Here is an 18,837-nt window from a genome sequence, read left to right as displayed (position 1 = left end):
CTGTGGGCAAGGCCACTCGTTATCTTTCCGTGACCGAAACCGGCGGCTTGATCAATTCTTGTGGCTACGCGGACAGCGAACTTGACCCGTCCTTGCGATGGGATTGGTACGAATACTGGTTATATGGACATACAGATCTACTAAGGAGGCCGACATGACAACAGCAGTGGCAGACCGCACACTCAACGCACTGGACCGGTGCGATCGTTGCGGGGCTCAGGCATATGTCCGCGTTGTACTCGAGTCCTCCGGCGGTGAGCTGCTGTTCTGCGGCCACCACGCCCGTGCAATCGAGGCTACGCTGAGGCCGTTGAGCTCCGACTGGCACGACGAGACGGGCAGGCTTCACGAGAAGGCTCCCGTGTCCGTCGACTGACCAGGCGCACCACAACCTGATACACCTCGAAGAGGACCCCTCCAGCCGGAGGGGTCCTCTTCTGTCGTGAACTTGCCATGAAGCCGCAGACAGGAAAAGCGGGTCCCCTTCGGCCCATCCATCCGAAGATGATGGGCCGAAGGGGACCCGCACTGCCTGAGTCCTGATCTAGTCCAGGTAGTCTCGCAGGACCTGCGACCGTGACGGGTGGCGGAGCTTGGACATGGTCTTGGATTCGATCTGGCGGATCCGCTCACGCGTGACACCGTAGACCTTGCCAATTTCGTCTAAAGTCTTCGGCTGGCCGTCGGTCAGGCCGAAACGCATGGCCACCACGCCGGCTTCGCGCTCGGACAGAGTGTCCAGGACGGAGTGCAGCTGTTCCTGCAGGAGCGTGAAGCTCACCGCGTCGGCGGGAACCACGGCCTCGGAATCCTCGATGAGGTCACCGAACTCGGAGTCACCGTCTTCACCCAGCGGGGTGTGCAGGGAGATCGGTTCGCGGCCGTACTTCTGGACCTCGACGACCTTCTCGGGAGTCATGTCCAGTTCGAGGGCCAGCTCTTCGGGTGTGGGTTCGCGGCCCAGGTCCTGGAGCATCTGGCGCTGCACGCGGGCCAGCTTGTTGATGACTTCAACCATGTGCACCGGGATGCGGATGGTACGGGCCTGGTCTGCCATGGCCCGGGTAATGGCCTGGCGGATCCACCACGTGGCGTACGTGGAGAACTTGAAGCCCTTGGTGTAGTCGAACTTCTCAACAGCGCGGATGAGGCCCAGGTTGCCTTCCTGGATAAGGTCCAGGAACAGCATGCCGCGGCCGGTGTAGCGCTTGGCCAGCGAGACCACGAGGCGGAGGTTGGCTTCGAGCAGGTGGTTCTTGGCGCGCTTGCCGTCGTGGATGACGAACTCAAGTTCACGCTTGAACTTGGGGTCCATCGAGCCGTCGTCGGCGTTGATTTTCTCTTCGGCGAAGAGTCCGGCTTCGATCCGGAGGGCGAGGTCAACTTCCTGCTCGGCATTGAGCAGCGCAACCTTACCGATCTGCTTGAGGTAGTCCTTGACGGGGTCAGCCGTGGCGCCAGCCGACATCACCTGCTGGACAGGGGCATCGTCATCATCGGCATCCGAGTAGACAAAACCCTTGCCCGTGGCTGCTGATGCGGCCTTGGCGGCGTTAATCTCGCTGTCGTCGGCGATGTTGATGTCGTCGAGGTCTTCCTCAACGTCCTCATCATCGTCCGATGCGCCGCGGGCTGATTTTCCGGCTGCTTCGGCAGCGGCTTTGGCGCCGGGCTTGGGCCCGCGCTTCTTGGGCTCAGGCTTGCCGTCCAAACCGGTGTCACCGGAGGCATCCTTGATGGCTTTGTTGGCCGCCCGCGTCGCTGCTCGCTTGGCGTTCGTTGCAGCCTGCTTCGCCTCAGGGGACAAATCGTCCTGGGCGGCGGGTTCCTTCTTCGCGGAAGACGGGGTCACAGAAAACCTTTCTAGCGGCGGTCTGTGGAATCACCATACGGGCAACACCACTATGACCCTGTCAAGTCCGTGATGAATATCAGGTGCAACCACGGCCGGCAGAGTCTACAAGTAGAACTGCCGGGGCGGCTGTAATGTTCCCAACGGGGCTTCATCACATGCACTTGATTCACGGACCCAACCGGGTCTCGGCAACCATTGTCTCACGGTTTTCCCAAACCCGACCTCAACGCTGCCCCCATCCAAACCGGTCAGGCGGAATTCGGTCAGGCTGCATCCGGTTCGAATTTCCGCCAGGCGGCCTCTTTCCGTGCAGCCCAGCCGCAGAGGCTGCCGCGCCGGACCAGCTCAAGCATGAGTTCGGCGAGCCGGTAGCCTGGCTCCTCGTCAAGGGCGCGGCCGAGGTACGCAGCAGCGTAGGAGCCCCTACCCCTGCACCACGCGATCCACCCACGCCCGGTCAGCGCGGCTGCACCGGCCTGCCCGCCGCACGCCGACAGCTGTTCCAGCACTTTGTCCAGGCTGTTAAGGGTGTGCCAGGCAGGAACCACCGGGTCCAGACCCAACAGGACTTCGCCATATCCTGGAATGGCAGGCATGCTGCGAGTACCGGGTCCGGTAGCACGCGTTCCGGCTGGCTCCCGTCCTGTCAGTCCGGCTCCCGACGCTGGAAGTCCGGATGGTAAGGGCCCCGGGAGCATGGGCCCCACCGGAGCCAGGATGCAGCCGACATCGAAGATGCCGAACATCTCGGCACCCGCCAGGGCAGCCGCCTGACCGGCGGCGGCCATCACCAGGACGGCGTCACGCCAGGCGGGGACCCGGAGCGACGCGCGTAGGAAGGCAACGTCATTGACGGGCAGAGGCCCAGGCTGGTTGGCCAGCAGGGCCTCCCACTGGACCATCAGCTGGCCGAACTGTTCCCTGCTCCCCCGTCGCCGGTCCAGCTGTGCCGCCCACGTGGCCTCAGAGGCAAGGACGGCTGCCCGGTCCTCGCCGGAAAGCAGGGATGGAGGATGCGCCCCGTACTCCGGCGCGGGCCCAACACTGCTGCCGCGGAAGACCATCTCGGCATTAAGCATGCTGTCCCGGATCGCCTGAACAGACCGGCCCGGCGAGGGGCAGCAGGACGGATCGGTGCAGAAAGCATCACGCCAGAAGGAGTCGCCGACATACCAGGCGTCCCGCACCGGCATCCCCGCGGCGCCTAGGACCCTCTGGAGTGCATCCAATAGCCCGCGGTAGGTTCCAGGTGGTTCCATCCAGCCGTCGTTGGTGAAGCATGCCAACAAGGCGGCGTCGGCATTCTTGTCAGCCAGGAGATAATCGCGCACCGTGCGCGCGTACTCCCGCGGGTCCGCGAGGGTTTCCGGGCCTGGAAGATCCAGCCTCAGGGTTGCTCCCAGCCGGTTCCCCTGCAGGGTCATCGCAACCAGGCTGTCGGCCGGCCAGTAGCCCAGGGAATGCGGAATGAACCCGAGGATGTCTTCAGGGCCTCGGACGGTCAGGTGTTCTGAAGGTTTCATGGTTCCAGCTTTGGCGCCGCGCGAGCCGCGGTGAAGCGCCAACTTGCCGTATGTGAATAACCTGCCTGTTCAGGAAAGGTGTCAGTCTTTATCCGCGCGGTCCTTGGTCTCGGACGGCTGGCGACGCTGGGCCAGGTTCGCCCGCCGCTGCTGCGCCATGGCCCGAAACAATGGTGCCACCACAACACCTTGCGCTGCCATCTGGCGCCGTACTTTGCGCCGACAGACAATCGTCATGGCGGCGCCAAAGCCCAGCAGCAGGAACTGTACGCTGAGCGCGATCCGGAACGGTTCCAACCCGTACAGGACGCCGTCGGAATAGCCGCTGGCCAGCAGGACGTCCAGCACCAGGCCGATCAGGAAGATGGCCACGAGGGCCGCGATAAAGCCGCCCACATTCACGATGCCCGTTGCGGTTCCGATCCTGTGCGCCGGATTGAACGTCCGTGCGAAATCAAACCCGATCATCGATCCCGGCCCCCCGATGGCCAGGACGACCACCAGGCACGCCAGCAGCCATAGCGGGGAACGGCCAGGCATCAGCAGCACCGCGGCCCAGGCAGAGGCCGTGGCGCCGGCGATGAGCAGGACCATCGTTGACCGGCGAAGCGGGTGGCGGGAAACGAACTGCCCAATGAAGGGGCCCACCGCCATCGCCGCCGCAACGTACAAGGTCATCAGGCCGGCCACGGTTCCGGCATCCAGGCCCTGCCCCGAGATCAGGAACGGATAGCCCCAGGTCATGGCGAAGACGGTGCCGCTGAACTGGATGGTGAAGTGGCTCCACATCCCCAGCCGGGTGCCAGGCTGGCGCCATGCCCGCGCGAGCGAGGCGCCTGTGGCCTTCAACCCCTGCTGCGCCTGCGGCGCGGGCGCACCGGGCGGGTGGTCCTTCAAGAGCACCAGCACCAGGACAACCGCCACGCCCGCCATGCCCGCCAGCATCAGGAAACCGGAGGTCCAGCCGAAGGAATGCAGGACAAAGGCGAAGGGAAGCACACTGAAAAGCTGCCCGAGCTGGCCTGACATGCCCGTCAGCTGGGTGACCAGGGGAACCCTGGCCGGCGCGAACCACAACGGAATCAGGCGGATCACGGAAATAAAGGTCATGGCGTCCCCGGCGCCCACCAGAACCCGCCCCGCCACACCGCCGGGGATGGTGTCGGCGAAGGCCAACTGGAGCTGGCCAAGACCCATCAGGACGGCTCCACCGGCGATCATGGCGCGCGAGCCGAATCTGTCCACCAGCAGGCCCACGGGGATCTGCAGGCCGGCGTAGACCAGCAATTGCAGCACCGTAAAGAAGGAGATGGCAGACGCGCCGGCATGGAACCGCTCGGTGGCCTCAAGTCCCACCACACCGAATGACGTGCGCTGGGAGACGGCCACAAGGTAGGCGAAGATGCCGATGGTCCAGATCAGCCAGGCTCGGGGTGCAGTCACCCCCTCATTATGCCCGGGCTGCTGCCCGGACCAGGGCAAGCGTCTGCCAGGCGGACGCCGTGGGGCGGGGCTACGGGTGCGGGTTCTCGCGGGCCAAGTAGGCCTCCACTGCCGCGCCCAGCTCGTCCCCGTTGGGCAGTTCGTCATTTTCATCGGCCAGGAGGGAGCGCCGGACTGTGCCTTCGGCCTTCTCGTCGTACCGCTCCTCCAGCCGGGTGACCACCTGCTGCACATCTTCGGAGGCGGCCACCTGCTCGGCGATCTGGCGCCCCACTTCCCGGCCCGCTTCGCGCAGCCGGTCCGCCGGCAGCATCAGGGACGTCGCGGCACCGAGGAATTCGAGTCCGGCGACGGCGGCCGGCGGGTACTCCGCCTCAGCGAGGTAGTGCGGAACGTGGATCACGTAGCCGGCAACATTGCGCCCGGCTTCCATCAGCCGCAGCTCCAGAATGTGGCCCACGGCCGCCGGAACGTCAACGGTGGGCTTCCAGACCGAGATGCCCTCGATCAGTTCCGGACGGTTGCCGTGGACGGTCACACCCACCGGGCGCGTGTGCGGCACCGGCATGGGAATGGAGTGGATCCAGGTCACGAGGTTCACGTCCAGCTTTTCCACAATGCCGACGACGGCGCGCGCGAACCGCTCCCATTGAAGGTCGGGTTCAAAACCGGCCAGCAGCAGGAAGGGGCTGCCGAGCCCGTCCGTCAGCTTGTACAGCGCCAGCTTCGGCTGCTGATAGTCCTGCAAGTGATCCTCCACAAAGGAGATGTGGGGCCGCCGCGACCGGTAGTCGATGAGCTGGTCGGCGTCGAACACCGCCACCGTCTCGGCGTCGAGGGTGTCCAGGAGCTCCGCATTGATCTGCTTCACCACGTGGCCGGCATCGGCGAAGCCAGTGAAACCCATCACCAGGTTCAGCCCGCGGAGCGCCGGGCTGTGGAACAGCTCGATGTTGCTCGCATAGAGCGCATCGGGGTCCAGCAGGGAACCGGAAATCCGTTCAAGCACGGCGTCGTCCTTTCAAAGAGTCGGGTGAATATCTTGTACAACGCGGCCAGGCACCCCTGAATTCCGCCAGCGGGTGTGGCGCAGGTCTCAGGAGATTCCGCTGCCGCGGCCCGCAGCGGCTACGATCGTGAATGGCCCGCCGGACGGGTTTACCGGCACCCCGGCGACGTCCCGATCGGACGGCCGCCGGATTTCCATGGCCGAGCGCCTGACATCCATACCAGCGCGAACAGCCTTTTCGAGAATTGAGGACTTACCCCGTGGTCAAGAATACTGAAATCAACCTTAGTACCCTCGCTAAGGACCTGAAGAGGACCCCCAGTGACGCCGTTGTCATCGGCGTGGGACAGGGATCGGACGGCCCCGTCCTGCTTGAGAATCCGCTGACCGCAAAATCGGCTGAAGCGCTAACTGACTCCCTGAAGGTCCTGGGCGTCACCGGCGCCGCTGACCAGGTCGTCCGGCTGCCCGGCCTGCCGGAAACGGGTTCCGGGGTCCTGGTCCTCGCCGGCGTCGGCAAGGTGGCCGCTGGCCGCCCGCTGACCGAAGAGGCCCTGCGGCGTGCCGCAGGTTCCGCCGTCCGCCAGCTCAGCGGCCTGCCCACCGTTGTCCTCGCGCTCCCAACTGCGGGAGTCGCCGACGTCGCGGCGGTGGCCGAAGGTGCCGCACTGGGAGCCTATTCGTTCACCGAGTACCGGTCGTCCAACGACGGGCTGAAGGATCCGGTCCGCAACGCGGTGATCTACACGGACGTTACCGCCAATGATGCGCTGCGCTCTGCGCTGACGCGGGCAGGCCTGATCGGCAAAGCCGTCAACGCCACGCGGTCCCTGGTCAACCAGCCGCCCAGCCACCTCTACCCCGAATCCTTTGCGGAAGCCGCCAAGGAACTGTCCAAGGGCCTGCCTGTTAAGGTCACGGTCTGGGACGAAAAGCGCCTGGAAAAGGAAGGCTTCGGCGGCATCATGGGCGTGGGCAAGGGGTCCACGCGCCAGCCCCGCCTGGTGAAGGTCGAATACGCCCCTGCAAAGGCCACCGCAAAAATCGCCTTGGTGGGCAAGGGCATCACGTTCGACACCGGCGGAATTTCGATCAAGCCGGCCCTTGGCATGGGTGACATGAAGAGCGATATGGCAGGCGCCGCCGTCGTCCTTAATACTGTGCTGGCCATCGCGGGACTTGGCCTGCCGGTGAAGGCGACCGCCTGGCTCTGCATCGCAGAAAACATGCCCTCCGGTGCGGCCTCACGGCCGGCGGATGTCCTTACCATGTTCGGCGGCAAGACCGTTGAGGTGCTGAACACCGATGCCGAGGGCCGCCTGGTCATGGCAGACGGCATCGTCGCGGCGAGCCTCGAATACCCTGACGCCATCATCGACGTCGCCACCCTCACCGGTGCGCAGCTCATCGCCCTCGGCAACAGGACCGCCGGCGTGATGGGCTCTGACAGTGTCACCGGGCCACTCAAGGCCGCCGCCGACCGTGCGGGCGAACTGGTGTGGCCCATGCCGCTGCCGGAGGAACTGCGCCCGAGCATCGACTCCCAGGTGGCCGACCTCGCCAATATCGGTGAGCGCCACGGCGGCATGATGACCGCGGCTGTTTTCCTGCGCGAGTTTGTGGGCAAGGGCAAAGACGGGGAGCAGATCCCCTGGGCGCACATCGACATCGCCGGCCCCTCCTTCAACAACGGAAGCCCTTACGGCTACACCCACAAACAGGGCACGGGCTGCACGGTCCGCACACTGGTTGCCTACGTGGAGGACATGCTGGCGGCTGCCGTCTGACCCCCGGGGAACCCTGACCCGTGCTGTTGGGTTGTCACGCGGCCGTTTGACCTGCGACCACAGAACCGGCCGTGATCCCTTGGCCACATGGCCGCGTGACACTCGACACAAGCGCCCCACAAAGGCGGCGCCAAGGTGGAGCATGGATGAGGGGTTCGCTAAGGTGAACCCCGGTAGTCACAAATGCACGAGAACCTGCCTGCTGGCATAATCACGGCAGTACAAGTTCCAAGACCAGATGATGCGCACGATCGCGTCATCGTTCACGCGAGGGAGCGTCTAAGTGGCCGATCAGGCAACTGCGCAAGAATTCGACATCCTGGTACTAGGTGGCGGCAGCGGCGGATACGCCACGGCCCTGCGTGCCGTACAGCTTGGCTTGACCGTTGGTCTGGTTGAGAAGGCCAAACTGGGCGGCACCTGCCTGCACAACGGCTGTATCCCCACCAAGGCCCTGCTGCACTCCGCAGAAGTTGCCGACCACGCCCGCGACGGCGCCAAGTACGGCGTGAACGTGGAGCTCCAGTCCATCGACATGACCGCCGTGAACGCCTACAAAGACGGCATCATTGCCGGTAAGTTCAAGGGTTTGCAGGGTCTGATCAAGGGCAAGGGCATCACCGTCATTGAGGGCGAAGGCAAGCTCACCGCCCCGGACACCATCACCGTGAACGGCACGGCCTACAAGGGCAAGAACATCGTCCTCGCCACCGGCTCCTACTCCCGCTCCCTTCCGGGCCTGGAAATCGGCGGCCGCGTGATCACCTCCGACGAAGCCCTGAAGATGGACTACGTGCCCAAGAGCGTCATCGTCCTGGGCGGCGGCGTCATCGGCGTCGAATTCGCTTCGGTATGGAAGTCCTTCGCCGTGGACGTCACCATCATTGAGGGCCTGCCGTCCCTGGTGCCCAACGAGGACGCATCCATCATCAAGGTCCTGGAGCGCAGCTTCAAGAAGCGCGGCATCAAGTTCAACACCGGCACCTTCTTCCAGGGCGTCGAGCAGGACAACGACGGCGTCAAGGTCACCCTGGTGGACGGCAAGACCTTCGAAGCAGACCTTCTGCTCGTTGCTGTCGGACGCGGACCGTCCACGGCGGGCCTGGGGTTCGAAGAAGCGGGAGTCACGGTTGATCGCGGCTTCGTGATCACCAACGAACGCCTCCACACCGGCGTCGGCAACGTCTACGCCGTCGGCGACATCGTTCCCGGCGTGCAGCTGGCACACCGCGGTTTCCAGCAGGGCATCTTCGTCGCCGAAGAAATCGCCGGCTTGAAGCCCGTGGTTGTCGACGACATCAACGTCCCCAAGGTCACCTACTGCGATCCCGAGATTGCCTCGGTGGGTTACTCCGAGAAGGCCGCCAAGGAGAAGTTCGGCGAAGACAGGGTTGAAAGCACGGAATACAACCTGGCCGGAAACGGCAAGAGCGCCATTCTGGGCACCGGCGGCATCATCAAGTTCGTCCGCGAAAAAGACGGCCCTGTTGTTGGCGTCCACATGATCGGCACCCGCGTCGGCGAGCAGATCGGCGAAGCCCAGCTGATCGTCAACTGGGAAGCCTACCCGGAAGATGTTGCCGGACTCATCCACGCGCACCCGACGCAGAACGAGGCACTCGGCGAGGCCGCAATGGCCCTGGCCGGTCGCCCGCTTCACGGCTAATTACAGCCAGCAGCACAGCAAGACAACAGGGCTTTGTGCACCCGGCGTGACCCGCCGGGTGCACTAAGCTCGAACAAGCCAGCCATCATCCGCACAAAAGATCAATAAGGAGAACGGGGACGACATGTCTGAATCCGTTAACTTGCCCGCCCTCGGTGAGAGCGTCACCGAAGGAACCGTCACCCGCTGGCTCAAGCAGGTAGGTGACCGGGTAGAGGTGGACGAACCGCTGCTCGAGGTTTCCACCGACAAAGTAGACACCGAAATCCCCTCTCCGATTGCCGGCATCATCGAGGAAATCCTCGTAGCCGAAGACGAGACCGCTGAAGTAGGCGCTCCCCTGGTCCGCATCGGCGACGGCTCCGGCGGCGGCGCAGCCCCCGAAGCAGCAGCACCGGCTGCAGAGGCCCCGGCCGAGGAAGCCCCGGCCGCAGAAGCACCGGCTGCAGAAGCTCCCGCAGCGGCAGCACCCGCCGCTTCGGACGGCGAAAGCCACGATGTCACCCTCCCGGCACTGGGCGAAAGCGTCACCGAAGGAACCGTCACACGCTGGCTGAAGGCCGTGGGCGACACCGTTGCAGTGGACGAACCGCTGCTCGAGGTATCCACGGACAAGGTTGACACCGAAATCCCGTCCCCCGTCGCTGGAACGCTGCAGGAAATCCGGGTCAACGAAGACGAAACCGCCGAAGTTGGCGCCGTCCTCGCCGTCATCGGCTCCGGCGCGGCAGCCTCCGCACCGGCCCCAGCTGCAGCGCCGGCACCCGCCGCCGCGCCTGCCGCACCGGCGCCCGCAGCGGCACCGGCACCCGAAGCACCCAAGGCAGAGCCTGCTCCGGCGGCACCTGCCGCGGCAGCAGCACCTGCTCCCGCTACGGCCCCGGCACCCGCGGCCGAGCCTGCTGCCGGCGGCGAATCCGGCTACGTGACTCCCCTGGTCCGGAAGCTGGCCAACCAGCACGGCGTGGACGTCGCATCACTGTCCGGTACCGGCGTCGGCGGGCGCATCCGCAAGCAGGACGTCCTCGCCGCGGCAGAAGCCAAGGCCGCTCCCGCTGCAGCAGCACCGGCCAAGCCGTCCGCCGCTCCAGCCGGCCCGGCTGCCTCCTCCCTGCGTGGCACCACGCAGAAGGCACCCCGCATCCGCCAGGTCATCGCCCGCCGTATGCGCGAATCCCTCGAAATCTCCACGCAGCTCACTCAGGTGCACGAGGTGGACATGACCAAGGTGGCCAAGCTCCGCCTGAAGGCCAAGAACTCCTTCCTGGCCCAGAACGGCGTCAAGCTCACCTTCCTGCCGTTCATCGCCAAGGCCGTGGCCGAGGCCCTCAAGCAGCACCCCAAGCTCAACGCTGCGTACGACGAGGACAAGCAGGAAATCACATACCACAACGCCGAGCACCTGGCGATCGCAGTGGACACGGACAAGGGCCTCCTGGTTCCGGTCATCTCCGATGCCGGCAACCTGAACCTGGCCGGACTGGCCGCCAAGATCGCCGACGTTGCCGGGCGCACCCGCGACGGCAAGATCGGCCCGGACGAACTGTCCGGCGGAACGTTCAGCATCACCAACATCGGTTCGGTCGGCGCCCTGTTCGACACCCCGATCATCAACCAGCCTCAGGTCGGCATCCTGGGCACCGGCGCGATCGTCAAGCGCCCCGTGGTGGTGGCCGATGAGAACGGTGACGACTCGATCGCCATCCGCTCCATGATGTACCTGTCCCTCACGTACGACCACCGCCTGGTGGACGGCGCGGATGCAGGCCGCTTCCTCCAGACCCTGAAGGCCCGCCTTGAAGAAGGCGCCTTCGAGGCCGACCTGGGACTCTAGCCCCAGGCCAGAACCGCACGACGGCGGTGCACGCGCCGGTGGGAAACCACCGGAAGGCGTGCACCGCCGTCGCGTTTTAAGGCGCAGCGCTGTCTCCGCCGACACACAAACTCTGCGGCCGGCCTTACTACATGATGTAGAACCCCTGCGTAGACTGATCGCATGATTATCGTGTACAACCTCGTGGTCTTCCTGCACATCGTCGGCGCCGCCATGATCGTCGGAATCTGGATCGGGAACATGAAAACCCCCACCGTCCACCCCCGGCAGTTCGACGGCGCAGCTCTTCAGCTCATCACCGGCATTGTGCTGATGGGCTTGATCCCGTCCCTGGACATGGACGCGAATTACTTCAAGCTGGGCATCAAGTTCGCCATCGCCCTGGCCGTCGGCGTGCTGGCTTTCATCGGCCGCCGCAAATACAAAAAGGGCGAAGACATCAGCAAGGGCCTGGCCCACGGAGTTGGCGGACTTGCACTGCTCAACGTGGCCATCGCCACGATGTGGAACTGAACGCCGGCTGAACCACTCACGACGGCGCCGCTCCCCCTCTGTGGGGTGCGGCGCCGTCGAAGTTTAACGGCCAAGCGGTGACCGCCACGCAGCCGCCGGGCGGCTGGGTTGCACAGTCACAATCCACTGAGAGCGGACACCCTGTGCACGGCCGCCGCTCAATCCCTAGGATTGGAACCGGCGGGGCCAGGCAACGGCCGGTCCCGGTTCGAACCGACTTTGAGGAGTGGACATGGCAGCAACACGCACCGCGCACACAGTATGGAACGGCGACCTGATGACAGGGTCGGGTCAGACCACGCTGGACAGCTCCGGCCTGGGCACATTTGAGGTTACCTGGAAGGCCCGCACCGAAGCGGCCGAGGGCAAGACCAGCCCGGAAGAGCTGATCGCCGCAGCGCACGCGAGCTGTTTCTCGATGGCGTTCAGCAATATGCTCGCCCAGGCCGGACATGCTCCGGAAGAAGTCAACACCAAAGCCGACGTGACCTTCGTTCCCGGCACCGGCATCACCGGCAGCCACCTGACGGTGTCCGCAAAGATTCCCGGCATTTCCGAAGAGGAATTCCAGAAGATCGCCGGCGAAGCCAAGGTTGGGTGCCCGGTTTCCGGCGCGCTGGCCAGCATCGACATCACCCTGGCCGCTACCCTTCAGTCCTGATCCAGCCAGGCCGCTGCCGCGTTCGCTATGAACGCTGAAGGCTCCTGAGACAGAGCAGGCCCTGCCCCGCCCGGACTATCCGGGAGGAGCGGGGCCTGCTTTGTTCTGTTGCTACCGGGCCGGCCCTATTCGCCGTGCCGGCGGGACGGCAGCGGTGCAGGCTTCAGGCGCCGGTAGCCTTCGCGGACCGGGGGCCTGTCCGTGGGCAGTTCCTGGATCATTTCCTTGAGCGCACCGATCCCGTATTCCAGCTGGGGGTCCCTGCCGGCGGCATAGGCGTGCGGCGGGTAGAGCACTTCGATGTCGGGATCCACGCCGTAGTTTTCCACGGACCAGCCCACGCCGCCACCGAACCAGGTGGCGTACCGCGGCTGGGTCACGCCGGTACCGTCGGCCAGGGAGAACCTGTTGTCGATCCCCACCACACCGCCCCACGTGCGCGTGCCGATCACCGGGCCGATCCCCCGCAGTTTGGAGACCTGGGTGATGATGTCGCCGTCGGACCCGGCAAATTCATCGGCGAGGATGATCACCGGACCCCGCGGCGCGTGGTGCGGGTAGGTCCGCGGACGTTCGCCGCGGGGCATACTCCAGCCGGTGACCTTCCGGCCAATCAGCTCCGCCACCAGCTGGGACGTGTGTCCGCCACGGTTCCGGCGGACATCCACGATGAGTCCGTCCAGGGCAGTTTCGGTGTCCAGGTCGCGGTGCAGCTGCGCCCAGCCGTTGGCCATCATGTCCGGGATATGCAGGTACCCGTAGCGGCCGCCGGAGGCCTCCCGGACGATCCCGCGGTTCGCGGCCACCCATTCCTGGTAGCGCAGTCGCTCCTCGTCCTTGACCGGGATCACAGCGATCCTCCGCTGCTCCCCTGCCTCGACTCCATGCCCGGCTCCGTTGCGTAATGTCAGCTCCACAGCCCGTCCGGCGGCGCCCACCAGCTGCATCGCGGGGCTCACCGTGGCGGACAGCGGCACACCGTCGATAGCCAGTACTACGTCCCCGGCCATGGCGGCAGCGCCGGGCCGGGTCAGCGGCGAGGTGGCCAGCGGGTCCGAGGACTCGCCGGCCAGGATGCGGGTGATCTCCCAGCCCGCGGGTGTGAACGTGAAGTCTGCGCCAAGCCGTCCCTGGCCGTTGCTGCCGTTTTCCGTGACGGCTGCGGGCCGGACGTAGGCGTGCGAGGTGCCCAGCTCGCCGTGGAGCTCCCAGAGCAGGTCCACCAGGTCGTCGTGGGACCCCAACCGGTCAACGATCGGACGGTACCGCTTGTGGATCGACTCCCAATCCTGTCCTGCCATATCTTCTGCCCAGAAGAAGTCGCGCTGCAGGCGCCAGGCTTCGTCGAACGCCTGGCCCCAGACGCTGAGGGGGTCCATCATCACGCGGATGCGGCCCAGGTCCACCTTGACCAGCTGGCCGGATTCCTCATCGGCTTTGGCAGCAGAAGGAATCACACTGACCTGCTTGTCGTTGACCAGCACTACTTTCTTGCCATCGCCGGAGAGCCGGTAGCTGTCCAGGGCTTCCACCAGCGTGGCGGACTTACGGCGGGCAAGGTCGAACCGGACCAGGCTGGGGCGGGCGTCCTTGTCTTCCTGGCTGGCTTTGCCGTCGCCGGTGACGCCTGCCAGGGCCCAGTCCAGCCATAGCAGTGCACCCTCCGTTGACGTGAGTGACGTGTAGTTGCCCTGGGGCACCGGAACGCCGATGACACGGTGGGCCAGCCCGGCCGGATCCACGCGGACCGCGGGACCTGCCGCGGTGTCTGCGTCCGTGGTATCCGCGCTGTCCGTGTGTGCGGCAGGGGACAGGTCAACGGCGGGGCCAAACGGCGACGGCGTCGTGGCGGCCAGTGCCACCAGGTACGGCTTGATGGGGCTGGGGAAGGACAGGTCGAACGAGTGCCCGTCGTACACCGGATCAAAGCTGCGGTTGGACAGGAAGGCCAGGAACTTACCGTCCGGCGTGAAGCTTGGGGACCCGTCGCAGAAACGGCCGTCAGTGACCTCGACGATGCCGCCCGCCGGGTCCGCGGCATTGGCCAGCCGGAGCCGGCTCCGGGAACCGAACGAGGTGACAGGTTCGGACCAGGCAAGCCACTGGGAGTCAGGCGACCACGCGAGTTCCGCGATGCTGCCCTCGCCGATGCTGGTGACGAGGGAAAGCTCGCCGGTGGCTGTGTCCGCCACATAGACATCCCCGAAGGAGGTACCCACCGCAAGCCACCGGCCATCGGGGCTAACTTCCAGGGCGCTGGCGCGTGACGGCTTCGGGAAGGCGATGCGGGTCGGCAGGCCGGCCCGTCCTGCGTCGACGTCGGCTTCCGACGGGCCGTGGGCGGCGTCGGCCGGGGAGTCATCGGCCCGGGAGTCATCAGGCACCGGAACAACGACGTCGGCAGTCACCGGTGCGGACGATGCTGCCGCGGGAACCGGGCGCGGCAGTGGCGCTTCCTGGTCCCGAGCGGCTGCAGCGGTTACGGCAGCCGGGGCTGCCGTAACGGCAGGGACCACGGTGTCGGGAACCTGCGCGGCAATCTCCTTGATGTAGATCGCCTCCACGCCGTCGTGATCGGCGACGTAAGCGAGGCGGCCGCCGTCGAGCGGCCTGGGGAGCCGTGCCCGGACACCCGGCGTGGCCTCGACGATACGGGAGGGGCCGTCCTGGTGACGGAGCCAGTGAAGGGTGCCATGGGCCTCCACTGCGCTGGCGGAGCCGCTGTCATCCGGCATCACCGTGCCCAAATGTTTGGAGGTTTTCAACAGGCCCGGGCGACGCGATTGCGACGCGGAACCCAGCGAGATGTCCAGCCGTACCGCGGCAGAGGACAGATCGTGCAGGATCCAGAGCTCACCGGCAGATTCGAAGATGATCCGCCCACCGTCGGTGGACGCGTGCCGGACGTAGAAGTCCTCGTGGTCGGTGTGCCGTCGAAGATCGCCGCCGCCGGGCAGCACCGAGTACAGGTTTCCGTAACCCTCGTGGTCTGACAGGAACGCGATGCGCCCGTCCACCCACATCGGATCTGCGAGGTTTCCGTCGAGGTGGGCAACCAGGCGCTCGAACTCCCCGTTTCCGTCGGCGTCAATCCAGAGCTTGCCCGCTGTGCCGCCGCGGTACCGCTTCCACCAGGCCGGTTCACGGGAGAGCACACTGGCCAGGACAACCGGCCGCTCGTCCCCCACTTCCGGACCAAAGGCCACGGATTCGACGGGTCCGAAGGGGAGCTCCTCAGCCGACCCGCCGTCGACCGGGACGCTGTAAGCGTAGGTGTGCCGGCTTTCAGCCTGGCGGAACGCGCTGGTCACTACTGCGTCGCCGGCTGCCGTGAAGCCTTTGACCCTGGTTGTGGCGTGGCCGAAATACGTCAGTTGCCGGTAGCCACCGCCGTCCACCTCCGCCGAGACCACTTCCGGGGCGGTTCCCTGGACGACAGTCCAGACCAGCCGTTTGCCGTCAGGCGTAAAACGCGGATTGCGGGCAGGCAGCTGCAGTGACGAAACCCGCCAGGCGCGGCCGCCGCTGAGCGGCGCGATCCACACGTCGTCCTCTGCCACAAACGTGACCAGATCGCCGTGAACATGCGGAAACCGGAAGTAGCTCGAAGAAGTCATCGTTCGAGCATAGTCAACTCCCGGTACGGTCCCGGGGAGGTACCGACGGCGTGCGGGCCGTGGTGAGATGGATCATGCACATCGTCATTGCCGGGGCCTCAGGGCTGATCGGGACCCATTTGTCCGCAACGCTGCGAGAGGCCGGCCATGACGTGACCACCCTCGTCCGACGCGAGCCCACGTCCGCGGCCGAAATCCGCTGGGACCCCGCAGCGCGCCGCCTGGATCCGGCGGCGCTGGCCGGCGCCGACGCAGTGGTCAACCTCTCCGGTGCCGGAATCGGGGACAGACCCTGGACCAGACGCCGGATCGACGAGCTGTTGACCTCGCGGTTGGACCCGACGCGCACACTGGTAGCGGCGATGGCGAAGCTGGAGCAGCCGCCGCAGGTCTTCGTCAGCCAGTCGGGCTCCAACTATTACGGTGACCGGGGTACTGCCGTTCTTCGCGAGAACTCGCCGAACGGCAAGGGCATTATGGCGCGGATCTGCCGTGAGTGGGAAGCAGCCGCGCACGAGGCCCCGTCAGGCGTCCGTGTTATCACTCCCCGGACGGGTGTTGTCCTCAGCCCTGCAGGCGGCGCACTGGGCCGGCTTCTGCCGCTGCTTCGCCTCGGGCTCGGTGGTCCACTCGGCAACGGCAGGCAGTACTGGCCGTGGATCACGCTTCCGGACGTCGCCGCAGCATTTCTGTTCCTCGCCGACTCCGGGCTCCACGGCCCGGTCAATGTCTGCGCCCCCGAAAACGCCGACGTTAACGCCTTGACCGGCGCACTGGCATCCGCGCTGCATCGGCCGGCATTTTTCCGCGTACCTTCGCCTGCCCTGCGCCTGGTCATGTGGAAGTTGGCCGATGAACTCATCCTTTCCAGCCAGCGGATGGAACCGGCGGCCCTGGAAGCAGCCGGCTTCCAGTGGCAGCACCCGTCACTGGCCCAGGCCGCTGCCTGGGTGGCCGGCAAACACTGAGCCTGAGTCAATGGGCTGAGCCAACAGGCTGAGCCAACGTGCTGAGCCAACGTGCTGAGGCAACCAGTCAGGTGCCGGGAAGGACGTCCGTGATCCGCCAGCGGCCGTCAACGGAGACCAGCACCAGCCGGAGGTTCTGGACGGCTGCAGGGGCGCCGGCCGCCACGATCGCTCCGGAAGCGTCCCTTTCCTCATAGGGCGACGTGGCTGACGTGACACTGACAACAACCTGGCCGGAGGGACCGCCGGGCTGGACCTGCAGATCCGCTACGGAACTCGTGAATCCGGCCAGGACGTGGCCTGACTCCTGGAGCTCGGCCTTAAGGCCTGCATCCGCGGCAGAGGCCGCCGATCCCGGGGCATTAACCAGATCCAGCAGCTCCAGCCGGCCGGAACTGAAGGCCAGGGACCTCACGGCGGCCAATCCCCGGACTGCTTCGAGCGGGTCCGCCGAGTCCAGCTGGGCCGCGGCGTCGGCCGGGACTCCTGCGGCGGCGAACACTGGGTCCACCCCTCCGGCATCCGCACTCTCCGCCACCGTCTCTGGCCAAGCTGGCGCCCCCCACGGCCCATCCGGCCCAAAGACGCCGGCGGCCCAGATAGCGCCTGCCAGGATCGCACCCGCTCCCACCGCCAACAGCATGGTGCCTCGATTGTGCCCGGCTATCCCTGAGCGCCCACGGCGCCGGGACGGGCCGGGGTCCACCGATTTCGACGACGCCACCGTCCGACGCCTCGCACCGGCGTTGGGTTCGTGACCCTTCGGGACAGGTTTCACGGCATGCCTGCCGCGCGGCGCCGGCTTTTCCCCGTCGACAGCCTGGACCATTGCGTCGACGCGGCCGGCCGCTGGTGCGCTGGCCTCAGGTGCGCTGGCCTCTGGTGCGCGGGGCTCCGGTGCGCGCACCACGGGCATCTCCGCTTTCTCCCCAGCCGGGAACGGAAGGACCTGCCGCACCCCCACCAGCCCGGACCAACGCGACGTCGAGATCCTGCGCCGCCAGGTCCGGAGACCATTCCAGAGCGCACCGCCGGGATGTTCCGGGACGGGGCGCCGCGTCAGGAGCTGCGGGATAACCGTGGCGTGGACGGAGGAGGCGAGGTCCACCGGCAACGGTGGGGCACTGCGGTAGACCGCCGTCGCCAGCTCAACAGCCGTGGGCCGGAGCCGCCGGTCCTCATTAAGACCAGCCTCCAGGGCCGCGGCCAGCTCGACTGGAACGTCAGGGAGCAGGAGGGAAAGAGGCAGACGGTCGGCGGTACGGCGTGGCGGCTGGCCCGTGAGGCAATACCACCCCAGCGCCGCCACCGAGTAAACGTCGCGTTCCGGCTGCAGCCCCGCCCTCACGGCGTCCACCGGTGCCGGATCCATGAACCCCGGGGTGCCATGGTCCGGCACTGCCGAAACATCACCCACCATCCTGGCGATCCCGACGTCGGACAGCATTGGCTTGCCATGGCCTGTAAAGAGGACGTTCCCGGGCGATACGTCACCGTGGGTGAACCCCTGGCCGTGCAGGTAGCCAAGTACCTGGGCAATAGGGGTGAGCACGGTGACCGTCTCCCCGATGGTGAGCTTGGCCCTGCTTCCGACCAGCTCTCCGAGGGAACCGCCGGGCGCGTAATCCAGCAGCAGCCCTATTGTCCCTACGGCCGTAACTGCTGATCCGGCCGGCTCGCGAAGACGGAGGGCGTCGTGGGCTTTGATGAGGTGCTGGTGGTCAAGGACAGAAAGAATGCGGATTTCACGGCGGATGGCCTCCTCGGCGTCGGCCCCGCTTTCCCTGCCTTCGCCGGGACCGGTCGCACCGCCGTGCCCTGCACCGAGGCATTTCAGCGCAAACTCGCGGCCGGACCTTGCTTCGGTAACCAGCCACACCGTTGAACTTCCGCCGCGGCCCAACACGCGGCCCACCAGGAAGCCGGGAACCACCGGGGCAGTGAAATCATCCATGACTTAT

General features: G+C 66.1%; 13 protein-coding genes. 7 read left to right on the top strand and 6 right to left on the bottom strand.

The genetic code is table 11. The features are described from left to right. Window positions 1–154 precede the first annotated feature (154 nt). A complete protein-coding gene (locus tag ACX80X_RS05600) occupies window positions 155–376 on the top strand; it encodes a DUF7455 domain-containing protein (protein ID WP_056345317.1) in 222 nt (73 codons plus the stop codon). A 168-nt stretch (window positions 377–544) separates the two neighbouring features. Here ACX80X_RS05600 and ACX80X_RS05595 read toward each other — a convergent pair whose 3' ends face one another. The 4 genes from ACX80X_RS05595 to ACX80X_RS05580 form a co-directional block, all read right to left on the bottom strand. Next, on the bottom strand, window positions 545–1,852 hold the full coding sequence (locus tag ACX80X_RS05595) for an RNA polymerase sigma factor (protein WP_058929344.1): 1,308 nt from the start codon (window positions 1,850–1,852) through the stop codon (window positions 545–547). A gap of 266 nt (window positions 1,853–2,118) precedes the next feature. Then, a complete protein-coding gene (locus ACX80X_RS05590) occupies window positions 2,119–3,378 on the bottom strand; it encodes a DUF4192 domain-containing protein (RefSeq protein ID WP_252600165.1) in 1,260 nt (419 codons plus the stop codon). Between the two features lie 81 nt (window positions 3,379–3,459). Continuing rightward, window positions 3,460–4,821: an MFS transporter gene (locus ACX80X_RS05585; protein WP_252614041.1), complete on the bottom strand. Its 1,362-nt coding sequence runs from the start codon at window positions 4,819–4,821 to the stop codon at window positions 3,460–3,462. Window positions 4,822–4,891: 70 nt separating this feature from the next. Next, window positions 4,892–5,830 (bottom strand): proteasome assembly chaperone family protein, encoded by a 939-nt coding sequence (locus tag ACX80X_RS05580; protein WP_252600163.1) that lies wholly within the window; start codon window positions 5,828–5,830, stop codon window positions 4,892–4,894. Between the two features lie 260 nt (window positions 5,831–6,090). Between ACX80X_RS05580 and ACX80X_RS05575 the strand changes: the two genes are divergently transcribed. The 5 genes from ACX80X_RS05575 to ACX80X_RS05555 all read left to right on the top strand — a co-directional run bounded on the left by ACX80X_RS05575 (window position 6,091) and on the right by ACX80X_RS05555 (window position 12,291). After that, window positions 6,091–7,617: a leucyl aminopeptidase gene (locus ACX80X_RS05575; RefSeq protein ID WP_252600162.1), complete on the top strand. Its 1,527-nt coding sequence runs from the start codon at window positions 6,091–6,093 to the stop codon at window positions 7,615–7,617. 283 nt (window positions 7,618–7,900) lie between these two features. Beyond that, window positions 7,901–9,283 carry a dihydrolipoyl dehydrogenase gene (gene lpdA / locus ACX80X_RS05570; RefSeq protein ID WP_252600161.1) on the top strand — a complete coding sequence of 461 codons (1,383 nt, stop codon included), beginning with the start codon at window positions 7,901–7,903 and terminating at the stop codon, window positions 9,281–9,283. A 124-nt stretch (window positions 9,284–9,407) separates the two neighbouring features. After that, window positions 9,408–11,117 (top strand): 2-oxoglutarate dehydrogenase, E2 component, dihydrolipoamide succinyltransferase, encoded by a 1,710-nt coding sequence (gene sucB / locus ACX80X_RS05565; RefSeq protein WP_252609150.1) that lies wholly within the window; start codon window positions 9,408–9,410, stop codon window positions 11,115–11,117. 162 nt (window positions 11,118–11,279) lie between these two features. Then, window positions 11,280–11,630, top strand: a complete 351-nt coding sequence (locus ACX80X_RS05560; RefSeq protein WP_252614038.1) for a hypothetical protein — start codon at window positions 11,280–11,282, stop codon at window positions 11,628–11,630. A 232-nt stretch (window positions 11,631–11,862) separates the two neighbouring features. Next, window positions 11,863–12,291: an OsmC family protein gene (locus tag ACX80X_RS05555; protein ID WP_252600158.1), complete on the top strand. Its 429-nt coding sequence runs from the start codon at window positions 11,863–11,865 to the stop codon at window positions 12,289–12,291. Window positions 12,292–12,416: 125 nt separating this feature from the next. Here ACX80X_RS05555 and ACX80X_RS05550 read toward each other — a convergent pair whose 3' ends face one another. Further along, window positions 12,417–15,908: a S41 family peptidase gene (locus ACX80X_RS05550; protein WP_459309501.1), complete on the bottom strand. Its 3,492-nt coding sequence runs from the start codon at window positions 15,906–15,908 to the stop codon at window positions 12,417–12,419. Window positions 15,909–15,982: 74 nt separating this feature from the next. On the opposite strand from ACX80X_RS05550, the gene ACX80X_RS05545 reads away from it, so the two are divergent. Continuing rightward, the gene (locus ACX80X_RS05545; protein WP_252600156.1) at window positions 15,983–16,876 is read left to right on the top strand and encodes a TIGR01777 family oxidoreductase; all 894 of its coding nucleotides are present in this window, start codon (window positions 15,983–15,985) and stop codon (window positions 16,874–16,876) included. Window positions 16,877–16,943: 67 nt separating this feature from the next. Here the strand turns inward: ACX80X_RS05545 and ACX80X_RS05540 are convergent, their stop codons facing one another. Continuing rightward, entirely contained in the window at window positions 16,944–18,830 is a 1,887-nt protein-coding gene (locus ACX80X_RS05540; RefSeq protein WP_459309499.1) for a serine/threonine protein kinase, read from the bottom strand. Between the last annotated feature and the right edge of the window lie 7 nt (window positions 18,831–18,837).

Source organism: Pseudarthrobacter sp. MDT3-1 (genome assembly GCF_054510755.1).
Note: the sequence above shows the minus strand (reverse complement) of the source record. Positions and strands in the feature narration are given on the sequence as shown.

Bases quoted from the DNA above. Each gene is read 5' to 3' on its own strand.
- ACX80X_RS05540 (WP_459309499.1), bottom strand. From the start codon at position 18,830: ATGGATGATTTCACTGCCCCGGTGGTTCCCGGCTTCCTGGTGGGCCGC.
- sucB (WP_252609150.1), top strand. From the start codon at position 9,408: ATGTCTGAATCCGTTAACTTGCCCGCCCTCGGTGAGAGCGTCACCGAA.
- ACX80X_RS05545 (WP_252600156.1), top strand. From the start codon at position 15,983: ATGCACATCGTCATTGCCGGGGCCTCAGGGCTGATCGGGACCCATTTG.
- ACX80X_RS05555 (WP_252600158.1), top strand. From the start codon at position 11,863: ATGGCAGCAACACGCACCGCGCACACAGTATGGAACGGCGACCTGATG.
- ACX80X_RS05550 (WP_459309501.1), bottom strand. From the start codon at position 15,908: ATGACTTCTTCGAGCTACTTCCGGTTTCCGCATGTTCACGGCGATCTG.
- ACX80X_RS05590 (WP_252600165.1), bottom strand. From the start codon at position 3,378: ATGAAACCTTCAGAACACCTGACCGTCCGAGGCCCTGAAGACATCCTC.
- ACX80X_RS05600 (WP_056345317.1), top strand. From the start codon at position 155: ATGACAACAGCAGTGGCAGACCGCACACTCAACGCACTGGACCGGTGC.
- ACX80X_RS05560 (WP_252614038.1), top strand. From the start codon at position 11,280: ATGATTATCGTGTACAACCTCGTGGTCTTCCTGCACATCGTCGGCGCC.